The sequence below is a fragment of the Pseudomonas sp. Marseille-Q0931 genome, from assembly GCF_940789645.1.
GTDB lineage: Bacteria > Pseudomonadota > Gammaproteobacteria > Pseudomonadales > Pseudomonadaceae > Aquipseudomonas.
Genome location: NZ_CALNWT010000010.1, coordinates 148410 through 169262, shown reverse-complemented (window position 1 = coordinate 169262; position 20853 = coordinate 148410). Strand labels below are relative to the sequence as shown.

18 protein-coding genes are annotated in these 20853 nt (G+C 64.3%); 11 read left to right on the top strand and 7 right to left on the bottom strand.

From position 1 onward, the window contains the following. The first annotated feature begins 30 nt into the window (after positions 1-30). Entirely contained in the window at positions 31-1689 is a 1659-nt protein-coding gene (ggt, locus tag P3C50_RS16865) for a gamma-glutamyltransferase (protein ID WP_275546853.1), read from the top strand. Positions 1690-1775: 86 nt separating this feature from the next. On the opposite strand, the gene P3C50_RS16860 is transcribed toward ggt, so the two are convergent. The 5 genes from P3C50_RS16860 to P3C50_RS16840 form a co-directional block, all read right to left on the bottom strand. Further along, a complete protein-coding gene (locus P3C50_RS16860; RefSeq protein ID WP_275546852.1) occupies positions 1776-3611 on the bottom strand; it encodes a Na/Pi cotransporter family protein in 1836 nt (611 codons plus the stop codon). A 93-nt stretch (positions 3612-3704) separates the two neighbouring features. Then, positions 3705-4043 carry a multidrug transporter gene (locus tag P3C50_RS16855; protein WP_197856789.1) on the bottom strand — a complete coding sequence of 113 codons (339 nt, stop codon included), beginning with the start codon at positions 4041-4043 and terminating at the stop codon, positions 3705-3707. Between the two features lie 76 nt (positions 4044-4119). After that, positions 4120-4698: a lysophospholipid acyltransferase family protein gene (locus P3C50_RS16850; RefSeq protein WP_275546851.1), complete on the bottom strand. Its 579-nt coding sequence runs from the start codon at positions 4696-4698 to the stop codon at positions 4120-4122. Positions 4699-4873: 175 nt separating this feature from the next. Continuing rightward, the gene (mutM, locus tag P3C50_RS16845; protein WP_197856787.1) at positions 4874-5686 is read right to left on the bottom strand and encodes a bifunctional DNA-formamidopyrimidine glycosylase/DNA-(apurinic or apyrimidinic site) lyase; all 813 of its coding nucleotides are present in this window, start codon (positions 5684-5686) and stop codon (positions 4874-4876) included. A gap of 101 nt (positions 5687-5787) precedes the next feature. Further along, a complete protein-coding gene (locus P3C50_RS16840) occupies positions 5788-6654 on the bottom strand; it encodes an HDOD domain-containing protein (protein ID WP_197856786.1) in 867 nt (288 codons plus the stop codon). Between the two features lie 138 nt (positions 6655-6792). On the opposite strand from P3C50_RS16840, the gene P3C50_RS16835 reads away from it, so the two are divergent. From P3C50_RS16835 to gloA, 8 genes are all read left to right on the top strand, one after another. Next, positions 6793-7992 (top strand): class I SAM-dependent rRNA methyltransferase, encoded by a 1200-nt coding sequence (locus P3C50_RS16835; protein ID WP_275546850.1) that lies wholly within the window; start codon positions 6793-6795, stop codon positions 7990-7992. A 269-nt stretch (positions 7993-8261) separates the two neighbouring features. Further along, positions 8262-9380, top strand: coding sequence for an ABC transporter ATP-binding protein (locus P3C50_RS16830; protein WP_017363138.1), 1119 nt, complete (start codon positions 8262-8264; stop codon positions 9378-9380). A gap of 35 nt (positions 9381-9415) precedes the next feature. Further along, the gene (locus tag P3C50_RS16825) at positions 9416-10489 is read left to right on the top strand and encodes an ABC transporter substrate-binding protein (protein ID WP_275546849.1); all 1074 of its coding nucleotides are present in this window, start codon (positions 9416-9418) and stop codon (positions 10487-10489) included. A gap of 120 nt (positions 10490-10609) precedes the next feature. After that, entirely contained in the window at positions 10610-11845 is a 1236-nt protein-coding gene (locus tag P3C50_RS16820) for an ABC transporter permease (RefSeq protein WP_275546848.1), read from the top strand. Positions 11846-11978: 133 nt separating this feature from the next. Beyond that, positions 11979-12833 carry an ABC transporter permease gene (locus P3C50_RS16815; RefSeq protein ID WP_197856781.1) on the top strand — a complete coding sequence of 285 codons (855 nt, stop codon included), beginning with the start codon at positions 11979-11981 and terminating at the stop codon, positions 12831-12833. Positions 12834-13052: 219 nt separating this feature from the next. Next, positions 13053-14891, top strand: coding sequence for a dihydroxy-acid dehydratase (gene ilvD / locus P3C50_RS16810; protein ID WP_275546847.1), 1839 nt, complete (start codon positions 13053-13055; stop codon positions 14889-14891). Between the two features lie 528 nt (positions 14892-15419). Then, positions 15420-15878 (top strand): metallophosphoesterase family protein, encoded by a 459-nt coding sequence (locus tag P3C50_RS16805; RefSeq protein ID WP_275546846.1) that lies wholly within the window; start codon positions 15420-15422, stop codon positions 15876-15878. A gap of 236 nt (positions 15879-16114) precedes the next feature. After that, positions 16115-16642 (top strand): lactoylglutathione lyase, encoded by a 528-nt coding sequence (gene gloA / locus P3C50_RS16800; protein WP_275546883.1) that lies wholly within the window; start codon positions 16115-16117, stop codon positions 16640-16642. Between the two features lie 66 nt (positions 16643-16708). Here the strand turns inward: gloA and P3C50_RS16795 are convergent, their stop codons facing one another. Together P3C50_RS16795 and P3C50_RS16790 are read right to left on the bottom strand one after the other, a co-directional pair. Beyond that, positions 16709-17356: a YitT family protein gene (locus tag P3C50_RS16795; protein ID WP_275546845.1), complete on the bottom strand. Its 648-nt coding sequence runs from the start codon at positions 17354-17356 to the stop codon at positions 16709-16711. Between the two features lie 107 nt (positions 17357-17463). Further along, the gene (locus P3C50_RS16790; protein ID WP_275546844.1) at positions 17464-17982 is read right to left on the bottom strand and encodes a dihydrofolate reductase; all 519 of its coding nucleotides are present in this window, start codon (positions 17980-17982) and stop codon (positions 17464-17466) included. 153 nt (positions 17983-18135) lie between these two features. Between P3C50_RS16790 and P3C50_RS16785 the strand changes: the two genes are divergently transcribed. After that, positions 18136-19287, top strand: a complete 1152-nt coding sequence (locus P3C50_RS16785) for a glycerophosphodiester phosphodiesterase (RefSeq protein ID WP_275546843.1) — start codon at positions 18136-18138, stop codon at positions 19285-19287. A 60-nt stretch (positions 19288-19347) separates the two neighbouring features. Then, on the top strand, positions 19348-20739 hold the full coding sequence (locus P3C50_RS16780) for a DUF2868 domain-containing protein (RefSeq protein WP_275546842.1): 1392 nt from the start codon (positions 19348-19350) through the stop codon (positions 20737-20739). The last annotated feature ends 114 nt before the right edge of the window (positions 20740-20853 follow it).

Here is a 20853-nt window from a genome sequence, read left to right as displayed (position 1 = left end):
GCTTCCTTCAGCCGCCCTCTGGTAGATCGCATGTTGCGCAAACTCCTGCTATCGACCCTGCTGCTCGGCGCCAGCCTGTTGGCTCAGGCCGCCCCGCAGCAACCCGCCATTGCCACCGCCCACCCTGCGGCCACTGCCGCCGCCCAGCAGATGCTCGACGCTGGCGGTAATGCCTTCGATGCCGCCATTGCCGCCAGTGCAGCCCTGGCCGTGGTCGAGCCCTACGGCTCGGGCCTGGGTGGCGGTGGCTTCTTCCTCCTGCGCAGCGCTGGCGACGCCCCCGGCTACGACTTCCTCGACGCCCGTGAGCGCGCGCCACTGGAGGCCAAGCCGGATCTCTACGTCCGCGACGGCAAGGTACAACGCGAGCTGTCGCTCAATGGCGCGCTGGCTGCTGCCATTCCCGGGCTGCCGGCAGCATTGGTCGAACTGGCCGAGCATCACGGTCGCCTACCGCTGAAAACCAGCCTGGCCCCGGCGATTCGCCTGGCCAACGAGGGCTTTGCGGTGGACCGCGTCTACCGCGAACGCGCGACCTGGCGCCTGGCGGCACTGCGCGACGATGCCGAGAGCGCCAGGCTGTTTCTCGACCAGGGCGAAATACCCGGCGAGGGCCATTCGCTGCGCCAGCCGGAGCTGGCCGCCACCCTGCAGTCACTGGCCGAGCATGGCCGTGCCGGCTTCTACACAGGGCCGGTGGCAGAGCGCCTGGTAACTGGCGTACGCCACGCCGGTGGCATCTGGACCCTGGATGACCTGCGCGAATACCGCATCGTCCGCCGCGAACCGCTGCGTTTTCGCCTCGAAGATGGCCGCGAGCTGATCAGCGCACCGCCGCCCTCGGCCGGCGGTATTGCGCTGGCGCAGAGCCTAGCGATGCTCGAACAACTACCCTGGCGCGACGCCGAACCGATGCAGCGCGTGCACTACGTGGTCGAGGCGCTGCGCCGCGCCTACCGAGATCGCGGCCTGCTGGGCGACCCGGACTTCGTCAAGAATCCCGTGGAGCAACTGTTCTCGCCCGGACACCTGGCCGTGCTCGCCGGCAGCATAGAGCCCGAGAAGGCCACGCCCAGCGCCAGCCTGCCGCCTGCCGGCACCTGGCATGAGGGCGACCACACCACGCATTTCGCCGTGCTCGATGCCGAGGGCAATGCAGTGGCTGCCACGCTGTCGATCAACCTGCCGTTCGGCGCCGCTTTCACCGTGCCCGGCACCGGCGTGCTGCTCAATGACGAGATGGACGACTTCGCCGCCGACGTGCAGGGCGCCAACGCCTATGGCCTGGCGGGCAGCCAGGCCAACGCCATTGCCGGGGGCAAACGCCCGCTGTCGTCGATGAGCCCGAGTTTCATCGAGAGCAGCGACGAGTTCGCCGCCTTCGGTACGCCAGGCGGCAGCCGTATTCCGAGCATGGTGCTGCTGTCGATGCTCGAATACCTGGACGACCAGCCCATCGCGCGCTGGCCGGCCGTAGCGCGCTACCACCACCAGTTCATGCCGGATGTGATCGAGCATGAGCCGGATACCTTCAGCGACGAGCAGGCCGCCGAGCTGCAGCGACGTGGCTATGAACTCAAGCGCCTCGACCGGCAGTACGGTAATCAGCAGGTATTGTTCTGGGACAAGGTCAGCGGTGAAGTGCAGGCGGCCAGCGACCCGCGCGGGATTGGCGAGGCGATTCCTTGAGGTGCATCGACCGAATGTGGCCGTAGCCCGGATGAAATCCGGGAAAACCGAGCAAAGCCTGGATTTCATCCGGGCTACGTCTTGGGTCAGGAGAGTCTGATCAGACTCTCCTGCTCCTCGCCGAACTTGCGCAACTCACGGAACAGCGCCTGCTCGCTGCCCAGCATCAGTACGTTGCGCAGGCTCTGGAAGATGCGGCTGACATAGCCCAGGTCATTCATCAGCGAGCTGGTCTGCAGGCCATCGAGCCGCCCGCTGCGCACATCGGCAAACAGACGCTGGCGGAACTGCCCGTCGAAGCTCGCCGCCTGCTCGTCGAGCCAGCGCAGGCGCGATTGCCACATTTCCTCGGGCATCTCCGAGCGCGCCAGCTCACGCACCTCATGCAGCGTGACGAGCATATGACGACGCAGCTCCACATAGGCATCCCGCACGGCCGAGGGCGGCGCGTCGAGGTAGTGGCCGAGGTTCTTCTGCAGGTGCTTGGCATCCTTGACCGCGTCCACCAATTGCAGCGCTGCCAGCTGGCAACTGACCCAGAACTGCTGGTGCGCTTCGTCCATGGGCAGCTCCATGCGGCCCATGAAACTCAGCAGGTCGCCATACACCCCCTTGATATGAAGCTGGTACAGGTGCTGCGCATCGAAGCCGCCGTGCGTAGGCTTGGCCTGCAGCAGTCTATCGTCGGCCTGGGTACGCGCCAGCTGGTCCACCGGCAGATAGAGCGCGTGGCAGATCACCTCCAGGCTCAGGCGGCCAAGGTGCCCAAGCTCCTGCACCACCGCACCGGATGCGGCGTCCACCGAGTCCAGCGCGCGTTCGTTGAGGTAGCGCGCGCGGGTGCGCTCGGGCTCGGCGACCTGCTCGGGCGCCAGCTCGGTGATCAGCACCGGCGGCTCGACACGCTCCGGCAGCCAGCGGATCAGGTATTGCGCCAGGCGCCCCTGCAGCGGCCAGAACAGCGCCACGCCCATGGCATTGAACAGGGTATGGAACATCGCCAGTTGGATCAGGCTGTTGTCGCCCAGCCCCAAGGGCTCGGCCAGCGCATGTACCAGCCAGGTCAGCGGGCCGAGCAGGCAGAAGGCGAGGGTGCCGGTGGTGATGTTGAACAGCACATGAGCCAGCGCCAGGCGCTGGCCGCTGCGATTGCCGCCGAGCGAACCGACGAAGGCTGTGGTCACGCTGCTGCCGACATTCGAGCCAATGGCGATGGCCAGGCTCTGCCCCAGCTCCAGTTGGCCGCTGGCCAGCGCGGCCAGGGTCAGCATCAGCGTGGCGTGACTCGATTGCAGCACCACGGTGATGGCCATGCCGATGGCGGTGAACAACAGCGCCCCGCGCAGTCCGCCTTCCTGCAGGCCGGTCATGTCCAGGCCATCGCCGAAACTGGCGAAGCCCTCCTTGATCTGGTCGATGCCGAGAAAGATGAAGGCGATGCCCAGCACGATGCGCCCGGCCGCCTTGCTCTTGGCGCCGAAGAAGCCGGCCAGCACACCGAAAACCAGCAGTGGCAGCGCCAGCGGGCTCAGGCTGAGGTTCTGCCCGGCCATCGCCAGCAGCCAGATACCGCTGGTGGCACCGAGATTGGCGCCGAAGAGGATGGCGATACCGCCGGCCAGCTGGATCAACCCGGTGCTGATGAAGGCGATGGTCAGCAGCGACACCAGCGTGCTCGATTGCAGCAGCAAGGTGCCGCCGACACCGAACAACAGACTCTTGAACGGCGTCGCGGTGCTGCGCCCGAGCAACTGTTCCAGCTTGCTGCCCGCCAACTGGCGCAAGCCCTCTTCCAGGCACTGCATGCCGAACAGGAAGATCGCCAGGCCGGCGCAGAGTTGCAGCCAGCCCTGGCTGAACCAGAACGAGGCGATCAGCCCCGCTATCACCAGCGACAGCATCACCCAGCGCAAGGACTTCATTATCACCGTTCCTTCCTTTTCTCGGCGTTCAAACGTAAACGGCCCCTCGCCTCGATAAAGAGGCGAGAGGCCGCGACAGCGGGTTGCAGCGAATCAGTCTTGCTTGTAGCCGCTGCTGGTGCAGCCCAGGCAGCGCACGAAGGCTTCTTTGCCAGGCTCGACCACGAGCGACTGCGCCGCCTCGCCGACATTGCCGCCCAGGGCGGTGAACGGCAGGCTGACGATAAAGGCCGCAGCGCCGATGGCGGTGGCGCCGATCAGTAGCGGGCGAGCGATGACCAGGTCACCGATCATGGCATAGCCCTTGGGCGCTTCTACGGTATAGAGCGGATCGCCGCTGACGTTCTGCTGAACCACTTCCGCCTGCGCCGATAGCGCCAGCAGGCCAGAGGTCAGCGCCAGGACAGCAGCGGAGGTGCGGAACGCTTTCATGGATCGATCCTTCAGGTTATTCGGGAAAGTGCCAGTAACTATAACAGCGCATTGGTAATTGTCAGCGTGATGGACATCAATCGCCATGAAAGGCGTACTCCGGCTTTTTCGGCACATAAGGGCGAAAGAACGCCAGCATGGCAGCCAGATCGGATTTTTCGTCACCCGTCGGCTGAAAGGTCGGGCCGATCACCACGCGCCGGTTCTGGTAGTCCAGCGCACCCAGCACGATGGGCACGCCCGCGCCCAGAGCGATATGGTAGAAACCCATCTTCCAGCGCTCGACCTTCTTGCGCGTGCCTTCGGGCGACAGCACCAGGATGAACTGGTCGTGTTCGCGAAAGGCCTGCACCGCCTGCTCGACGGTGTTGAGCTTCAGGTTCCGACGGATCGGAATGCCGCCCCAACCGCGCATGAGGCCGCCGAAGGGCCAGCGAAAGATGCTGTGCTTGCCGAACCAGCGGGCATTGAGGCGCAGCACGAACTTCAGCGCGATGAAGATCACGAAGTCCCAGTTTGACGTATGGTGAGCGCCGATGGCGACGAACTTGTCGAGCTTCGGCAGTTCGCCCTCGATCCGCCAGCCCATCACCCTCAGTACGCTGCGCCCCAGCCATTGGGCCACAGGATTGCGCGGCAAGTAGTTACCGGACATCGATCAACCTCGGTATTTCTTGTTTTTTTCTTACCAGAACGTGTTTTACGAGCTTGCGAGCTAGAGCCATACAAGGCAAACACAGGCGAGGAAGCGGAGTGTACTTTTGTACATGAGCATTCCGAGCCTGTTTTTAACGCAGTAGGGCCGACGCGCAGCAGATCGATAGGTTTTCTCAGCGTTGGCACTTGGGACAGTACACACTCGCCCGCTGCCCTAACTTGACCTCTCGCAGCGTGCTGCCACAAACCTTGCAGAACTCGCCGCCGCGCCCGTAGGCGAACAGCTCCTGCTGAAAGTAGCCGGGCTGACCATCACCACCGACGAAGTCGCGCAGCGTGGTGCCGCCGCGCTCGATGGCATGGGCGAGGATGCGCTTGATCTCCTCGGCCAGGCGCAGGTAGCGCGCCCGCGAGATCGAACCGGCTTCGCGACGCGGGTCGATACCGGCAGCGAACAGCGCTTCGGTGGCGTAGATGTTGCCCACGCCCACCACCACGGCGTTGTCCATGATGAACGGCTTGACCGCCATGCTGCGCCCACGCGAAAGCTGGAACAGCCGCTCGCCGTCGAACAGCCCGCCCAGCGGCTCCGGGCCGAGCTTGCTGAGCAGCTCGTGGCGCAGCGGGTCTTCGCTCCAGAGCAGCGCACCGAAGCGGCGCGGGTCGGTATAACGCAGCGCCAGGCCGGACTCCAGCTCGATATCCACATGCTCGTGCTTGGCCGCAACCAGGCCGCACTCGACCAGGCGCAGGCTGCCGGACATGCCCAGATGACCGATCAGACTGCCGACTTCGGCCTTGATCAGCAGGTACTTGGCGCGCCGCTCGACGCACTCGATACGCTGGCCGGACAGGCGAATGTCCAGGTCCTCGGGGATCGGCCAGCGCAGACGGCGTTCACGCACGATCACGCGGCTGACGCGCTGACCTTCAAGATAGGGGGCAATACCACGACGGGTAGTTTCGACTTCAGGTAATTCGGGCATGGCGATACGGCAGAAAAACGGCGGTGCGCCACCTTAGCAGGAGCGGTGCGCAAAGCGGTAGCACGCACCGAGGCCCACGTGCAGCAAGCGCCCTGCCAGGTTCAAAGTACGGTCAGGTCGCGGATGCTTTCACGCAGGTTCTCGAAGTCGTACTCCGACAGCCCGACGTATTCGAGAATCGGCTGGGCGATGTACTGCCACTCCATGTCGACGGCCTGACCGCCCTGCACACGATGGGTCTCGCAGATGTGCTCGGCCATCTTCAGGATGCCCAGCAGCGTCTTGAGCTGCGCGTCCTGTCCGGAATCGTCGCTGAAGATCGACAGGGCATTGTGGTGGTTGGCGATGACCTCGCACAGATGCTCCGGCAAGCGCCACGAGCGCGCGGTGAAATAGCCCACTACGGCGTGGTTGGTGGTCAGCAGACGGTTCTCGGTGTCGACCACGCGGCGCTCGTCGCTGGCGCTGGCATAGGCTTCCTCCAGCACCTGCATGTAGTTGGGGAAGCGTTTGAGCATCAGCGGGATGCCGCAGTCGTGGAACAGGCCGAGGCTGTAGGCTTCGTCCGGCGAGTGATAACCGAGGCGCTTGGCCAGGGTCAGGCAGGTCATCGCCACGTCCTGGGCACTGTCCCAGAAGCGGTTGAGGACCAGAATCGCTTCGTCGGTCAGTTCGCCCTTGATCGACTGCGCATTGATCAGGTTGATCACCGTGTTGCAGCCCAGCAGATTGACCGCCTGCTGGATCGAAGCGATGCGGTTGGCCAGGCCGAAATGCGGCGAGTTGACAATTTTCAGCAGCGCGCCGGACAGCCCCGGGTCCTGACTGATCAGCTTGGCGATGCTGCGCAGATCGGGGTTGGGCATGATCTGTTCCATCTGCAGATCGACCATGATCTGCGGTTGCGGCGGTACGCTGATCCCCTGCAGGACTTGCTGGATCTGTTCGGCGGTGAGTTCGTAGGTCATGGAGGGGGAATCGGGCAGGGTGAGAATTAGCGCACAGTCTAGCCAAAGCTCAGGCACGCCCGCAGTCGACTTTTGTAACCGCCGGGCCTGCGTGCAAACCGCTATAATCCCGCTCTTTGCCCTGCGGAGCTCGAACTCATGTCTTCCCTGCCCAGTCTGCGCCTGAAAGCCAACGCCGACCGACGCCTGCGCGCCGGCCACCTGTGGGTGTACAGCAACGAGATCGATGTCGCCGCCACTCCGCTGCATGGCTTCAAAGCCGGCGACCAGGCTGTCCTCGAAGCGGCCGGCGGCAAGCCGCTGGGCATCGTCGCCATGAGCCCGAACAACCTGATCTGCGCCCGCCTGCTGTCGCGCGACGTCAAGCACGTGCTGGACAAATCCCTGCTGGTGCATCGTCTCAACGTCGCCCTGAGCCTGCGCGAGCGCCTGTTCGACAAGCCCTGCTACCGCCTGGTGTACGGCGACTCCGACCTGCTGCCGGGCCTGGTAGTCGACCGTTTCTTCGACATCCTCGTGGTGCAGCTGGCCTCGGCCACCATGGAAGCGCACAAGGACGACGTGCTCGCCGCGCTGATCCAGGTGTGCAAACCCAGCGGCATCCTGTTCAAGAACGACTCCAGCGCGCGCGACGCCGAAGGCCTTGAGCGCTACGTGGAAACCGCCTACGGCGAGGTGCCGGAGTGGGTCGCCCTGGAAGAAAACGGCGTGAAGTTCGAGGCGCCGGTGATCGAAGGGCAGAAGACCGGCTGGTTCTACGATCACCGCATGAACCGCGCGCGCCTGGCGCCCTACGTCAAGGGAAAGCGCGTGCTCGATCTGTTCAGCTACATTGGCGGCTGGGGCGTGCAGGCGGCGGCGTTCGGCGCCAGCGAAGTGTTCTGCGTGGACGCCTCCGGCTTCGCCCTCGATGGCGTGGAGCGCAATGCCACGCTCAACGGCTTCGCCGAGAAGGTCACCTGCGTCGAGGGCGATGTGTTCGCCGCCCTGCGTGAACTGAAGGCGGCCGAAGAACGCTTCGACGTGGTAATTGCCGACCCACCCGCCTTTATCAAGCGCAAGAAGGACATCAAGAACGGCGAGGCCGCCTACCGCCGCCTCAACGAAACCGCCATGCGTCTGCTCAACAAGGACGGCATCCTGGTCAGTGCCAGTTGCTCCATGCACCTGGACGAGGACAACCTGCAGAACATCCTGCTGGCCAGCGCCCGCCATCTGGATCGCAACATCCAGCTGCTCGAGCGCGGCGCCCAGGGCCCGGATCACCCGGTACATCCGGCGATCAACGAAACCCGCTACATCAAGAGCCTGACCGTACGCCTGCTGCCCAACAGCTGAGCAAGCTGCACCTGCCGAGTGCGTGTCGGCAGGTGCCTCTTCCCCCATTCGTTGTTACCTCCTCCCACACCCCGCCTCGCATCTCGCCCAGCATCGACTAGGCTTGAGCCTGCATAGCAGAGCGCTATCAAGCAGCCAGCCTTAATCTGGCTTGCTTATTGCTTTTGCCTATCGCCATAACGATCGCCGCCCACGAAGGAGGCGAATCGACTCAGAAGTTGGAGCCTTGGCCACGAGCTGACTCCACATTGCGGACAGCGGGGAGGACTATGACTGCGCAGGCTGGGAACGACGCGTTCCTGCGATTCACCAATGTCAAGAAGACCTACGATCACAAGACCCTGGTGGTCAAGGACTTCAACCTCAACGTGGCCAAGGGCGAGTTCATCACCCTGCTCGGCCCTTCCGGTTCCGGCAAGACCACCTGCCTGATGATGCTCGCCGGCTTCGAAGACGTGACCAGCGGCGAGATTCTGATCAACGGCCGCAACGTCACCAGCATCGCGCCGTACGACCGCAACATCGGCATGGTCTTTCAGCAGTACGCGCTGTTCCCGCACATGACCATCCGCGAGAACCTCGCCTACCCGCTGAAGATCCGCAAGCTGCCCAAGGACGAGATTCGCGCCAAGGTCGAGCAGTACCTCGCCCTGGTCGAACTGCAGGCGTTCGGCGGACGCTATCCCGGTCAGCTCTCCGGCGGCCAGCGCCAGCGCGTGGCCCTGGCCCGAGCGCTGATCTTCGCCCCGGACATCGTGCTGATGGACGAACCACTCGGCGCGCTGGACAAGAAGCTGCGCGAGCAGATGCAGTTCGAGATCAAGCGCCTGCACGAGCAGCTCGGCTTCACCGTGATCTACGTGACCCATGACCAGACCGAAGCGCTGACCATGAGCGACCGCATCGCCGTGTTCAACAACGGCGTGGTGCAGCAATGCGCCGCGCCACACGTGCTCTACGAGCGCCCGGCCAACCTGTTCGTCGCCGACTTCATCGGCGAGAGCAACAAGCTCGAAGGGGTGATCGAGACGGTCGAAACGGACCGCGTGCAGGTACGTCTCGACGATGGCGGCCTGGTCAGCACGCTGAAGGCCAACTGCTGCGAAGTCGGCCAGGCCACCACGGTGTCGGTGCGTCCGGAAAAGCTCAATTTCACCACCCGCCTCGGCGACAGCGGCAACCAGGTCAAGGCCCGGTTCGTCACCCGCCACTACGTCGGCGAATACATCCGCTACCACTTCGAGACTGCCAGCGGCAGTGAACTGGTGGTGAAGAATCTGAACGACAGTTCAGCCCCGCAACTCAGCGCTCAGGAAGAGATCGCCCTCACCTGGCTGCCGGAAGACAGCCAGGCCCTGGACCGATCGGAAGTGCCGACGACGCTCTGACCACCACAACTAGTAGAAGCAAATGGAGCACAGCAATGGCTAGATCACTGACTACCAGCGTTTCCACCTTCGCCCTGTTGGCGGCATTGGGTTTCACTGCAGGCAACGCCACGGCCCAGGACAGTCTCACCGTGGTGTCCTGGGGCGGCTCCTACGGCGCCGCGCAGAAGAAGCACGTCATCGACCCCTACCAGAAGGAAACCGGCGTCAAGGTGCTGTTCGAGGACTATTCGGGTGGCGTTGCCGAGATCAAGGCCCAGGTCGAGTCGGGCAACATCCAGTGGGACGTGGTCGACTTCGAAGTGATCGACCTCGAGCGCGCCTGCTCCGAAGGCCTGCTGGAAACCCTCGATCACAGCGTGTTGCCGGCCGGCATCGACGGCACTGCGGCGGCTCAGGACTTCATTCCCGAAGCGCTGGCCAGCGAGTGCGCGGTGGGCAATATCGTCTGGTCCGTGGTGTTCGCCTTCAACGACACCACCATCGGCGGCACCAAGGCCACCAGCATCGGCGACTTCTTCGACACCGCCAAGATCCCCGGCAAGCGCGCCATGCGCAAGCGCCCGCAGGTGAACATGGAGTGGGCACTGATGGCCGACGGCGTAGCCCCGGAGGAAGTCTACGAAGTGCTGGCCACACCGGAAGGCCAGCAGCGCGCCTTCGACAAGCTGGACAGCATCAAGAAGGACATCGTCTGGTTCGACTCCTGGTCGCAAGCGCCACAACTGCTCAACGACGGCGGTGCAGTGCTGGTGCAGTCGGCCAATGGCCGCTTCTACGACGCCATAGTGCAGGAGAAGAAGCCCTTCGAAATCGTCTGGGACGGCCATGTCTACGACCTCGATGCCTGGGCCATCGTCAAGGGCTCGAAGAAGAAGGAGCTGGCCATGGAGTTCATCAAGTACGCCACCGGCTCCAAACCACTGGCCGGCATGCCGGACGTGGCCTACGGACCGACTCGCAAGTCGTCCATGCCGCTGGCTGACCAGAACGCCACTCCGCACCTGCCGACCGCTCATCTGGACAAGGGCATCCAGGCTGGCTCCGAGTTCTGGGCCGACTACGGCGAGTCGCTGGGCGAGAAGTTCAACGAGTGGCTGTTGAAGTAAAAGCACCGGCACCCTGTTTCCTCCGACCTGTGGGAGGGGCTTTAGCCGCGACCGTCGCCGCTGAAGCGCCTGCCACGGGAGCCGGGGGAACAGTTGGGCTGGATCCATCGGAGTAACGCCTTGTCATCCCTGACCACCCACGAAGCCGGCCAAGCTGCCAGCGCCCGTCGCAAGAAGCGCGTCGCCGCCTTTCTGTTCGTGGTGCCGCTGCTGCTGTTTATCCTCGTCACCTTCGTCGCCCCGATCGGCACCATGCTGTGGCGCAGCGTGTATCACCCGACCGTAGCCGAGCTGATTCCCCTGACCCTGGCCGAACTCGAACGCTGGGACGATCACCGGCAGATGCCGGACGAGGCAACCTTGCAGGTCTTCGTCACGGAGCTGCATGGGCTCAACGAACAGCGCCTGTCCGGCAAGCTGTCCGAGGAGTTCAACCGCGCTTACACGGGCATGTCCAGCGTGGTCAAATCCACTGCACGGCGCATCGGCCGTCTGGATGCACAAGCGCTGCAGAGCCAGGGTGTGCAAACCCTGCTCGACGCCCATCGCAACTGGAGCAAGCCCGAGCTGTGGTACGCCATCGAACGTGCCGGCAAGGTCTACACCTACGACTACTACCTGACCGCACTGGATCTCGAGCTGCACCCCGACGAGGGCATTCAGGTGCGCCAGGACACACAGATCTACCTGCAGCTTTATTCCAAGACGCTGAACATGGCGCTGGTCATCACCCTGCTCTGCGCCCTGCTCGGCTACCCGCTGGCCTACTACCTCGCCGGCCTGCCATCGAATCGCGCCAACCTGCTGCTGGTACTGGTGCTGCTGCCGTTCTGGACCTCGCTGCTGGTGCGCACCACCTCGTGGATCGCCCTGCTGCAGACCAACGGCGTGATCAACTCCTTCCTCATGGGCATCGGCATCATCAGCCAACCCTTCGAGATGCTCTACACCTCATTCGCCACCGTGGTGGCGATGACCCACATCCTGCTGCCGTTCATGATCCTGCCGCTGTACAGCGTGATGCGCGGCATCGACCCCAGCTACATGCGCGCCGCGCTCAGCCTGGGCGACAAACCGATACCGGCGTTCGCCCGCATCTACTTCCCGATGACCCTGCCAGGCCTCAGCGCCGGGGCGTTGCTGGTGTTCATCATATCGGTGGGCTACTACATCACCCCGGCACTGGTCGGCGGCACCGACGGGCAGATGATCAGCAACATCATCGCCTTCCACATGCAGCGTTCGAACAACTGGGAGCTGGCCGCCGCACTGGGCTCGCTGCTGCTCGGGCTGATCCTGCTGCTGTACTGGGTGTACGACCGTTTCGTCGGCGCCAGCAATATCAAGTTGGGATGAACATGGCCTTATCAGCATCGCAGCAACACGGCGTAGTCCGGATGCAATCCGTGAAACCCGTCTCCTCCTCGCTCCCGGACTGCGTCCGGGCTACAGGCGGCAGCAGCCGTCACCTCACCCCGGGCACGGCGCCATGAAGATCCCCGCCTACTATGGCTTCTGGCACCACCTCGGACACTGGCTGCTCAAGGCCAGCTCCTGGCTGGTGTTGCTGTTCCTGATCCTGCCGATCCTGGTGATCGTGCCATTGTCGTTCAACGCCGAGCCGTTCTTCAGTTTCACCGAAGGCATGCTCACGCTGGACCCGGACGCCTACTCGCTGCGCTGGTACCGGGAGATTCTCGACGACCCGAAGTGGATCCTGGCGATCAAGAACAGCTTCTTCATCGGCATCCTCTCCACCATCCTCGCCACGATTCTGGGCACCTGCGCCGCCGTAGGTCTGGCGCGCGACGAGATGCCGTTTCGCCGTTTCATCACCGCCCTGCTGCTGTCGCCGATGATCGTGCCACTGATCATCACCGCCGCCGGCATGTTCTTCTTCTACTCCAACCTCGGCCTGGCCGGTGGCTACCTCGGGGTGATCCTGGCGCACGCCGCGCTGGGTACGCCCTTCGTCATCATCACGGTGACGGCCACGCTCACAGGCTTCGACTACAGCCTGGCGCGCGCCGCGCTGAATCTCGGCGCCACGCCGATCAGGGTGTTCTTCGACGTGATCATGCCGCTGATCCGACCCGGGGTGATTTCCGGCGCACTGTTCGCCTTCATCACCTCGTTCGATGAAGTGGTGGTGATCCTGTTCATGGCCGGCCCTCAGCAGCGCACCATCCCGCGGCAGATGTTCTCGGGCCTGCGCGAGCAGATCAATCCGAGCATCCTGGCCATCGCCACCCTGCTGATCCTGGTGTCCATCGCCCTGCTGGTGACCCTCGAACTGCTGCGCCGCCGCGCCGAACGCATGCGCGGGATCGAGTTACCGCACTGAGCGACAGCGACTGGCGCAAGCGACCATCAGCCTTCCCCCGCCCGCCTTGGCGGGCGTAGAATCCCAGCATTCCTCGCCAGAAATCCTCCGGCGGGCCCGTGAGCCCCGGCCGTACGAACGGTGATCCCGTTTCGTCATGCAGCCTCCTGATACCGCGGCGATCTGCCGCTCGACGACGCTCACCGCACACACAACCGAATTAGCCGCAGGATCATCGTCATGCCCGATTACCGCTCGAAGACCTCCACCCACGGCCGCAACATGGCCGGCGCCCGTGCCCTGTGGCGCGCCACCGGGATGAAGGACGAAGACTTCAAGAAACCGATCATCGCCATCGCCAACTCCTTCACCCAGTTCGTGCCCGGCCACGTGCACCTCAAGGACCTGGGCCAGTTGGTCGCCCGCGAGATCGAGAAGCACGGCGGCGTGGCCAAGGAATTCAACACCATCGCCGTCGACGACGGCATCGCCATGGGCCACGACGGCATGCTCTATTCGCTGCCAAGCCGCGAGATCATCGCCGACTCCGTCGAGTACATGGTCAATGCCCACTGCGCCGACGCCATCGTCTGCATCTCCAACTGCGACAAGATCACCCCCGGCATGCTGATGGCTGCGCTGCGCCTGAACATCCCGGTGGTCTTCGTCTCCGGCGGCCCGATGGAAGCCGGCAAGACCAAGCTGGCCAGCCACGGCCTGGACCTGGTCGACGCCATGGTCATCGCCGCCGACTCGACCGCGTCCGATGAAAAAGTCGCCGAGTACGAGCGCAGCGCCTGCCCGACCTGCGGCAGCTGCTCCGGCATGTTCACCGCCAACTCGATGAACTGCCTCACCGAAGCTCTGGGCCTGTCCCTGCCGGGCAACGGTTCGACCCTGGCCACCCACAGCGACCGCGAGCAGCTGTTCCTGCGCGCCGGCCGCCTGGCTGTCGAGCTGTGCCAGCGCTACTACGGCGAAGGCGACGAGTCGGTGCTGCCGCGCAACATCGCCAACTTCAAGGCGTTCGAGAACGCCATGATGCTCGACATCGCCATGGGCGGCTCGACCAACACCATCCTCCACCTGCTGGCCGCGGCCCAGGAAGGCGAGGTCGCCTTCGACCTGCGCGACATCGATCGCCTGTCGCGCAAGGTGCCGCAGCTGTGCAAGGTGGCGCCGAACATCCAGAAGTACCACATGGAAGACGTACACCGCGCCGGTGGCATCTTCTCCATTCTCGGCGAACTGGCCCGTGGCGGCCTGCTGCACACCGACGTGCACACCGTACATAGCCCCAACATGGCCGAAGCCATCGCTCAGTGGGACATCACCCAGACTCAGGACGAAGCGGTACACCACTTCTTCAAGGCTGGCCCTGCCGGCATCCCGACCCAGACCGCGTTCAGCCAGAGCACCCGCTGGCCGAGCCTGGACGACGACCGCGCCGAAGGCTGCATCCGCAGCGTCGAGCATGCCTATTCGCAGGAAGGCGGCCTGGCGGTGCTGTACGGCAACATCGCCCTCGACGGCTGCGTGGTGAAGACCGCCGGCGTCGACGAGTCCATCCACGTGTTCGAAGGCACCGCCAAGGTATTCGAGAGCCAGGATAGCGCCGTAAAAGGCATCCTCGCCGACGAAGTGAAGGAAGGTGACATCGTCATCATCCGTTACGAAGGCCCGAAAGGTGGCCCGGGCATGCAGGAAATGCTCTATCCGACCAGCTACCTGAAGTCCAAGGGCCTGGGCAAGGCCTGCGCCCTGCTCACCGATGGCCGTTTCTCCGGCGGCACCAGCGGCCTGTCCATCGGCCACGCCTCGCCGGAAGCCGCCGCGGGCGGCGCCATCGGCCTGGTCAATGACGGCGACAAGATCCTCATCGACATCCCCAACCGCAGCATCAACCTGCTGGTTGGCGATGAAGAGCTGGCTGCACGCCGCGCCGAACAGGACAAGAAGGGCTGGAAGCCGGCAGCGCCGCGCACCCGCAAGGTGACCACCGCGCTCAAGGCCTACGCCCTGCTTGCCACCAGTGCCGACAAGGGCGCGGTGCGTGACAAGGCAATGCTCGACGGCTAAGCCTGCCGGCCTGCGACCTAGGGCCAGTCTGCTAAGAAAACCGCCGCGACTGCTTTGCAGGTTCGCGGCGTTTTTTATTGACCGAACAGTAGCGCGCACTGCTCGTTTCGCGGACAAGTCCGCTCCCACGGGTCTCAGTGGCACTCGTGGGAGCGTAATGCTGTTCACACCAGAAGTGATCGGAGGCGATTAGTCCCCTCGCCCCTTTGGGGAGAGGGTTAGGGCGGGCCGTGTTCGGCGAGGGGGAAACTGGCAGTCTTGCGGAATTTTCAGCCCTCTCCGCCAGCCCCTTTCCCATAAATGGGAGAGGGGAGCCAAGCGCGTACAACCTTAAGTGAACAGCATTGCTCGTGGGAGCGGACTTGTCCGCGAAGCTTTTCCGCTCCAAATGCCTAATGATTGGTGGCGCACCAGAAATAGTTGCTGACTGACAACAGCCCCACTACCGGGCTTATCCTGGCCGCAGGCTTTGCATCCGACCGTGATCGCCCGCAAGCTGGCGCCTACGTTAAAGCACTGGAGACGAACATGCAGATCGGCCTGATCGCCGACACCCACGGCTTGCTGCGGCCCCAGGCGCTGGCCGCGCTGCAGGGCGTGGATCATCTGATCCATGCCGGCGATATTGGTGGGCCGCATATCCTCGCCGAACTGGAGCGCATCGCGCCGCTTTCGGTGGTGCGCGGCAACAACGACCAGGACGACTGGGCCGATGGCATTGCCGAGCACCTAACCCTGAGCTTCGGCGCCATCAGGCTGTATGTGCTGCACGACCTCAAGCAGCTGGCCATCGACCCCAAGGTTGAAGGCATCGACGTGGTGATCGCCGGGCATTCGCACAAGCCGCTGCAGGAAGAGCGCGACGGCGTGCTCTTCCTCAACCCCGGCAGTGCCGGACCGCGGCGCTTCAAGTTGCCCATCGGCCTGGGCATCCTGCATATCGAAGGCGACCAGTTTAGGGCCGAGCTGATCACGCTGAACGTCTGAGCCTGCGTCCCTTACCTCTGGAACGCAGCCCCTTGTAGGAGCGAATTTATTCGCGATCCATCCGATGCTCCGCGCGCTAATCGCGAATAAATTCGCTCCTACAGCTACCCAGATACCATTCGAGGGCAGTCCATCCAGGCGGCCTGCAGCGCCAGCCTTGAAAAACGCCTGCCACGCAGCCATCTATGTCGATTCAACTTGCCGACTCGCCCAATCACCGCCTGATGGAGAATCCCATGACCCTCGACGAGCTCAACGCCATTGCCGGCGTGACCGCCAAGCCCGACGTCGCCACCGCCGACTTCGTCTACAACCACACCATGATCCGCGTGAAGGATTTGCAGAAGTCGCTGGATTTCTACACCCGCGTGCTGGGCTTCACCCTGCTGGAGAAGAAGGATTTCCCGGATGCCGAATTCAGCCTGTACTTCCTCGCATTGATCAATGACAAGTCGCAGATCCCGGCTGACCCGGCCGCCCGCCACCAGTGGCGCAAATCCATCCCCGGTGTGCTGGAGCTGACCTACAACTACGGCACCGAGAAGAACCCGGAATTTTCCTACCACAGCGGCAACAGCGACCCGCGCGGTTTCGGCCATCTGTGCGTGTCGGTGCCGGACATCAAGGCCGCCTGCCAGCGCTTCGAAGACCTCGGTGTGGACTTCCAGAAGCGTCTGACCGACGGTCGCATGCGCGACATCGCCTTCATCAAGGACCCGGACGGCTACTGGGTCGAGATCATCCAGTTCACCGAAGTGATCTGATTTTCGCCTCCGCGAAAACCGACGAGGGGCTGCTTCAGCGAGGCAGCCCCTCGTTCGTTGCAGGGATCAACTGACACCGACGTAACGATCGGCCCGGTGATTGATCGCCAGCACCAGATTGAGCATCACCGCCCCCAGCACCGACAGCAGCACCTTGTCTGGCGACACCACGAAGATGGCCGCCAGCACGATGCTCGCGTCGATGGCCATCTGCACCGCGCCCGCGCGCAGACCGAAGCGTTCCTGCATGTACAGGGCGAGAATGTTCACCCCGCCCAGGCTGGCGCGATGGCGGAACAGCATGAGCAACCCCAGGCCCATCGCAGCCCCACCGAACAGAGCGGCATAGAGCGCGCTGAGGTGGGCGAAGGCGACCCAATGCGGCGTCAGTTCGGCCAGCAGTGAAACCAGCAGCACCGCGCAGCCGGTACGCAAGGTGAAGCCCCAGCCCATGCGCCAGATACCGAGCAGGTAGAACGGCAGGTTGACCAGGCAGAACACCAACCCGAACGGCCAGCCGGCCTGGTAGTTGGCCAGAAACGCGATGCCGACGGTACCGCCCGTGAGCAAGCCAGCGTGGGCGTAGAAGGCGATGCCCAAGGCCACCAGGGCGGTGCCGAACAGCAACGCCAACGCATCCTCCCAAAGTGGGTGGCGCACGAAGAGTGCGGCGACGGCGCTCGGGCGCTCGTCGGTGGACGATTGATCTGTCATCGAAATACCTGCATCAGAAGCGAAAAGAAGTAACCGCAGGCAAGGCAATGGCCGTCACGCCGCGCAGGAGAAGCTGGCGACAGCGACGGCCGGAAGGATCGTTATCGTTATGCGCCGCGTCGTTCCCATATCTCGAAGGCGTAGAACGGCGTCTCGGCAGAAGCCGGATGCTCGACGCTGGACGCCATGCGCCAGGCAGACTCGTCGATTTCGGGGAAGAAAGCGTCACCATCGGGTTCAAGCCCCACACGCGTCAGGTACAGGCGATCGGCCTGGGCCAGACCCAATTCATAGAGCTGCGCGCCGCCGATCAGCATCAGCTCCTCAGCATCTTCTGCACGCGCCCAGGCATCGGCACGCTCGATGGCCGCCTCCAGCGTGGCGAGCACCTCGGCGCCTTCCAGGATCAGCCCAGGCTGACGGCTGACCACGATATTGAGCCGCCCTGGCAACGGGCGCCCGAGCGAGTCCCAGGTCTTGCGCCCCATGATGATGGGCTTGCCCAGCGTCATGGCCTTGAAGTGCTTGAGGTCCGCCGGCAGATGCCAAGGCAGTTGATTGTCGCGACCGATCACGCGGTTGCGCGCGAGCGCGGCGATCAGCGAAAGAGGTAGAGTGGTTTTCATGGCCGCGAGCATAGCAGAGGGGCCGGCGCACCCGCAGCCTACCTTTACCTTCCCGATGGCGCACAGAACCGTCTAGGCTTGGACCTCTGTCGCACAATCGTCACCCTTACCGGTGCAGGCTTGGGCTCCCACCCCGTGCAAGGAGGTACCCCCATGTTGAAGAAACCGCTTCGCAGCTGGCTGCTCTACGCTGGCCTGCTGCTGCCAACCCTCGGCCTTGCCGCACCCGCCGAGTCCGATAGCGTACAAGCCGCCATCGACTGGGCACAGCAGCAGCCGCTGGCGCACAAGGGCAAACCTCGTGGCGACGCCAAACCGCTGGTGATCGCCCACCGCGGCGCCAGCGGTTACGTCCCCGAACACACTCTGGCAGCCTATGCCCTGGCTGTGCTGCAGGGCGCCGATTATGTCGAGCCTGACCTGGTGATGACTCGCGACGGCCAACTGGTGGCCCGTCACGATAACGAACTGGGACTGACCACCGACGTCGCGCAGCGTGCGGAATTCGCCAGCCGCAAGCGCACCCAGACGGTGGATGGCGTCAGCCTGGAGGGCTGGTTCAGCGAGGACTTCACCCTGGCCGAACTCAAGACCCTGCGCGCCATCGAGCGTATTCCCCAGCAGCGCCCGGCCAACCAACGCTTCGATGGCCAGTTCGAGATTCCCACCCTGCAGGAGATCATCGACCTGGTGAAGAGCCTGCAGCTCAGCCAGCAGCGGGTGATCGGCCTGTATCCGGAAACCAAGCACCCGACCCACTTCCAGCAGATCGGCCTGGCCATGGAGCAACCGCTGGTCAAGGTGCTCAAGCACAACGGCTACAACAGCGCCAAGGCGCCGGTATACATCCAGTCCTTCGAGGTGGAGAACCTCAAGACCCTCAGCCGCCTGACCCAGGTACGCCTGGTGCAATTGCTGTGGACCGAGGGCCAGCCCTATGACCAGCACGTACTCGGCACCGGCCTCGGCTACGCGCAGATGATCGCGCCAGAGGGTCTGAAGGCCATCGCCCGCTACGCCAGCGGCATTGGCCCGGAGAAAGGCATGGTCATCCCGCGCGACGCCGCCGGCAACCTGACCACGCCGACCCGCCTGGTACGTGACGCCCATGCTGCCGGACTCAAGGTTCATCCTTATACCTTCCGCGCCGAGAACGCCTTCCTGCCGACCAGCCTGCGCAATGGCAGCGAGCCGAGCGAGCGCGGCGACATCGAGGCGGAACTGCACGCCTTTATCGCCACCGGCATCGACGGCCTGTTCATCGACCAGCCGGACATCGCGGTGCGTCTGCGCGAGCAGCACTGAGTCGCGCCGGGGCGGATCAGGGGTTATTCTCAACCTCTGATCCAAACGACGAGACGCCGCGTGACAGACGCCTCCTCCTCCACACCCTTCCAGCGCCTCTGGCTCAGCGAGACCATTCGCGTGCGCGAGGAACATGCCGGCCCGCTCGACGACGCCGAAGCCAACCGCCAGGTGCGTGCACAGGGCGGCGAACTTGCCGAGCGCATCCAGCAGCGTGCGCTGCTGCTGAGTCGCCGCGACGGCCAGTGGCAGGCCCTGCAGCACTGGCTCCAGGGTGCTCGCCTGGCGCTGCTGGCTCTGGCCGTGCTGGCCGCGTTCAGTGGCCTCGGCCTGGCGCTGACCGCCCTCGGTGACGGCAGCCGCCCGGTCAATGTGTTCTGGGCGTTGGGTAGCCTTCTGGGCCTCAATTTGCTGATGCTGATCGGCTGGCTGCTTGGCCTGTCGCTGAGCCGCGACAGCGCCGGCGCTCTCGGCCGTGTGTGGCTGTGGCTAAGCGCGAAGCTGGCACGCGACGCCAGCGCTGCGCAGTTGATGCCCGCCCTGCTGGTGATGCTGCAGCGCCAGCGCCTGACTCGCTGGGGCCTGGGTTTGCTGGTGCACGGCCTATGGGCACTGGCCATGTTCAGCGCCCTGGCCACCCTGCTGCTGATGCTCGCTACGCGGCGCTACGGTTTCGTCTGGGAGACCACCATCCTCGGCGGCGACACCTTCATCGCCCTGACTCAGGCCATCGGCGCCCTGCCTGCCCTGCTCGGTTTCAACCTGCCGAACGTGGAACTGATCCGCGCCAGCGGCGATGCCGCGATTGCCAGCGAAGCGGCGCGGCAAAGCTGGGCTGCCTGGCTGGTCGGCGTGCTGTTGGTCTATGGCCTGCTGCCACGCGTGCTGCTGATGCTGCTGTGCCTGTGGCGCTGGCAATCGGGTAAGGGCGCGCTGCGCCTGGATCTTGAATTGCCCGGTTACGGCCTGCTGCGCCAGCGCCTGCAGCCGGACAGCGAACGCCTCGGTGTCTGCGATCTGGCCCCCGCCGAGTTGCACCAGCCGCAAGGCGGCGCCAATTCCCAGACGGGCAGCGGCGCCCTGCTGCTAGGCCTGGAGCTGGACGACCGCCGCACCTGGCCACCGGGCCCCTTACCCAAGGGTGTGGCCGATGCCGGGGTGATCGACAGTCGCGAGCAGCGCCGCCAATTGCTGGAGCAACTGACCCGCTTCCCGCCCGAACGCCTGGCCATCGCCTGCGACCCGCGTCGTTCGCCGGACCGCGGCACGCTGGCGCTGCTCGGCGAGCTGGCGCGCTCGGCCTCTGCCACACGCATCTGGCTGCTGCCACCTGCCCCCGGCGAAAGCCTGGACAGCGCACGCTTGGCGGACTGGCATCAGGCCCTCGGCACGCTGGGACTGCCGCATGGCGACACGGCGCCGCTGAACTGGCTGGAGACAGGGCATGACTAGAGAGCCGCAGGCACACGGCCTTCATGTAGGAGCGAGCTCTGCTCGCGAAGCTTTTGCCGTTTGCCATGGTTCGCGAGCAGAGCTCGCTCCTACCCCAATGCCCGCTCTCTTGCC

Excerpts from the sequence above, each read along its gene's own strand:
- ggt (WP_275546853.1), top strand. The coding sequence starts at position 31 with ATGTTGCGCAAACTCCTGCTATCGACCCTGCTGCTCGGCGCCAGCCTG.
- P3C50_RS16860 (WP_275546852.1), bottom strand. The coding sequence starts at position 3,611 with ATGAAGTCCTTGCGCTGGGTGATGCTGTCGCTGGTGATAGCGGGGCTG.
- P3C50_RS16855 (WP_197856789.1), bottom strand. The coding sequence starts at position 4,043 with ATGAAAGCGTTCCGCACCTCCGCTGCTGTCCTGGCGCTGACCTCTGGC.
- P3C50_RS16850 (WP_275546851.1), bottom strand. The coding sequence starts at position 4,698 with ATGTCCGGTAACTACTTGCCGCGCAATCCTGTGGCCCAATGGCTGGGG.
- mutM (WP_197856787.1), bottom strand. The coding sequence starts at position 5,686 with ATGCCCGAATTACCTGAAGTCGAAACTACCCGTCGTGGTATTGCCCCC.
- P3C50_RS16840 (WP_197856786.1), bottom strand. The coding sequence starts at position 6,654 with ATGACCTACGAACTCACCGCCGAACAGATCCAGCAAGTCCTGCAGGGG.
- P3C50_RS16835 (WP_275546850.1), top strand. The coding sequence starts at position 6,793 with ATGTCTTCCCTGCCCAGTCTGCGCCTGAAAGCCAACGCCGACCGACGC.
- P3C50_RS16830 (WP_017363138.1), top strand. The coding sequence starts at position 8,262 with ATGACTGCGCAGGCTGGGAACGACGCGTTCCTGCGATTCACCAATGTC.
- P3C50_RS16825 (WP_275546849.1), top strand. The coding sequence starts at position 9,416 with ATGGCTAGATCACTGACTACCAGCGTTTCCACCTTCGCCCTGTTGGCG.
- P3C50_RS16815 (WP_197856781.1), top strand. The coding sequence starts at position 11,979 with ATGAAGATCCCCGCCTACTATGGCTTCTGGCACCACCTCGGACACTGG.
- ilvD (WP_275546847.1), top strand. The coding sequence starts at position 13,053 with ATGCCCGATTACCGCTCGAAGACCTCCACCCACGGCCGCAACATGGCC.
- P3C50_RS16805 (WP_275546846.1), top strand. The coding sequence starts at position 15,420 with ATGCAGATCGGCCTGATCGCCGACACCCACGGCTTGCTGCGGCCCCAG.
- gloA (WP_275546883.1), top strand. The coding sequence starts at position 16,115 with ATGACCCTCGACGAGCTCAACGCCATTGCCGGCGTGACCGCCAAGCCC.
- P3C50_RS16795 (WP_275546845.1), bottom strand. The coding sequence starts at position 17,356 with ATGACAGATCAATCGTCCACCGACGAGCGCCCGAGCGCCGTCGCCGCA.
- P3C50_RS16790 (WP_275546844.1), bottom strand. The coding sequence starts at position 17,982 with ATGAAAACCACTCTACCTCTTTCGCTGATCGCCGCGCTCGCGCGCAAC.
- P3C50_RS16785 (WP_275546843.1), top strand. The coding sequence starts at position 18,136 with ATGTTGAAGAAACCGCTTCGCAGCTGGCTGCTCTACGCTGGCCTGCTG.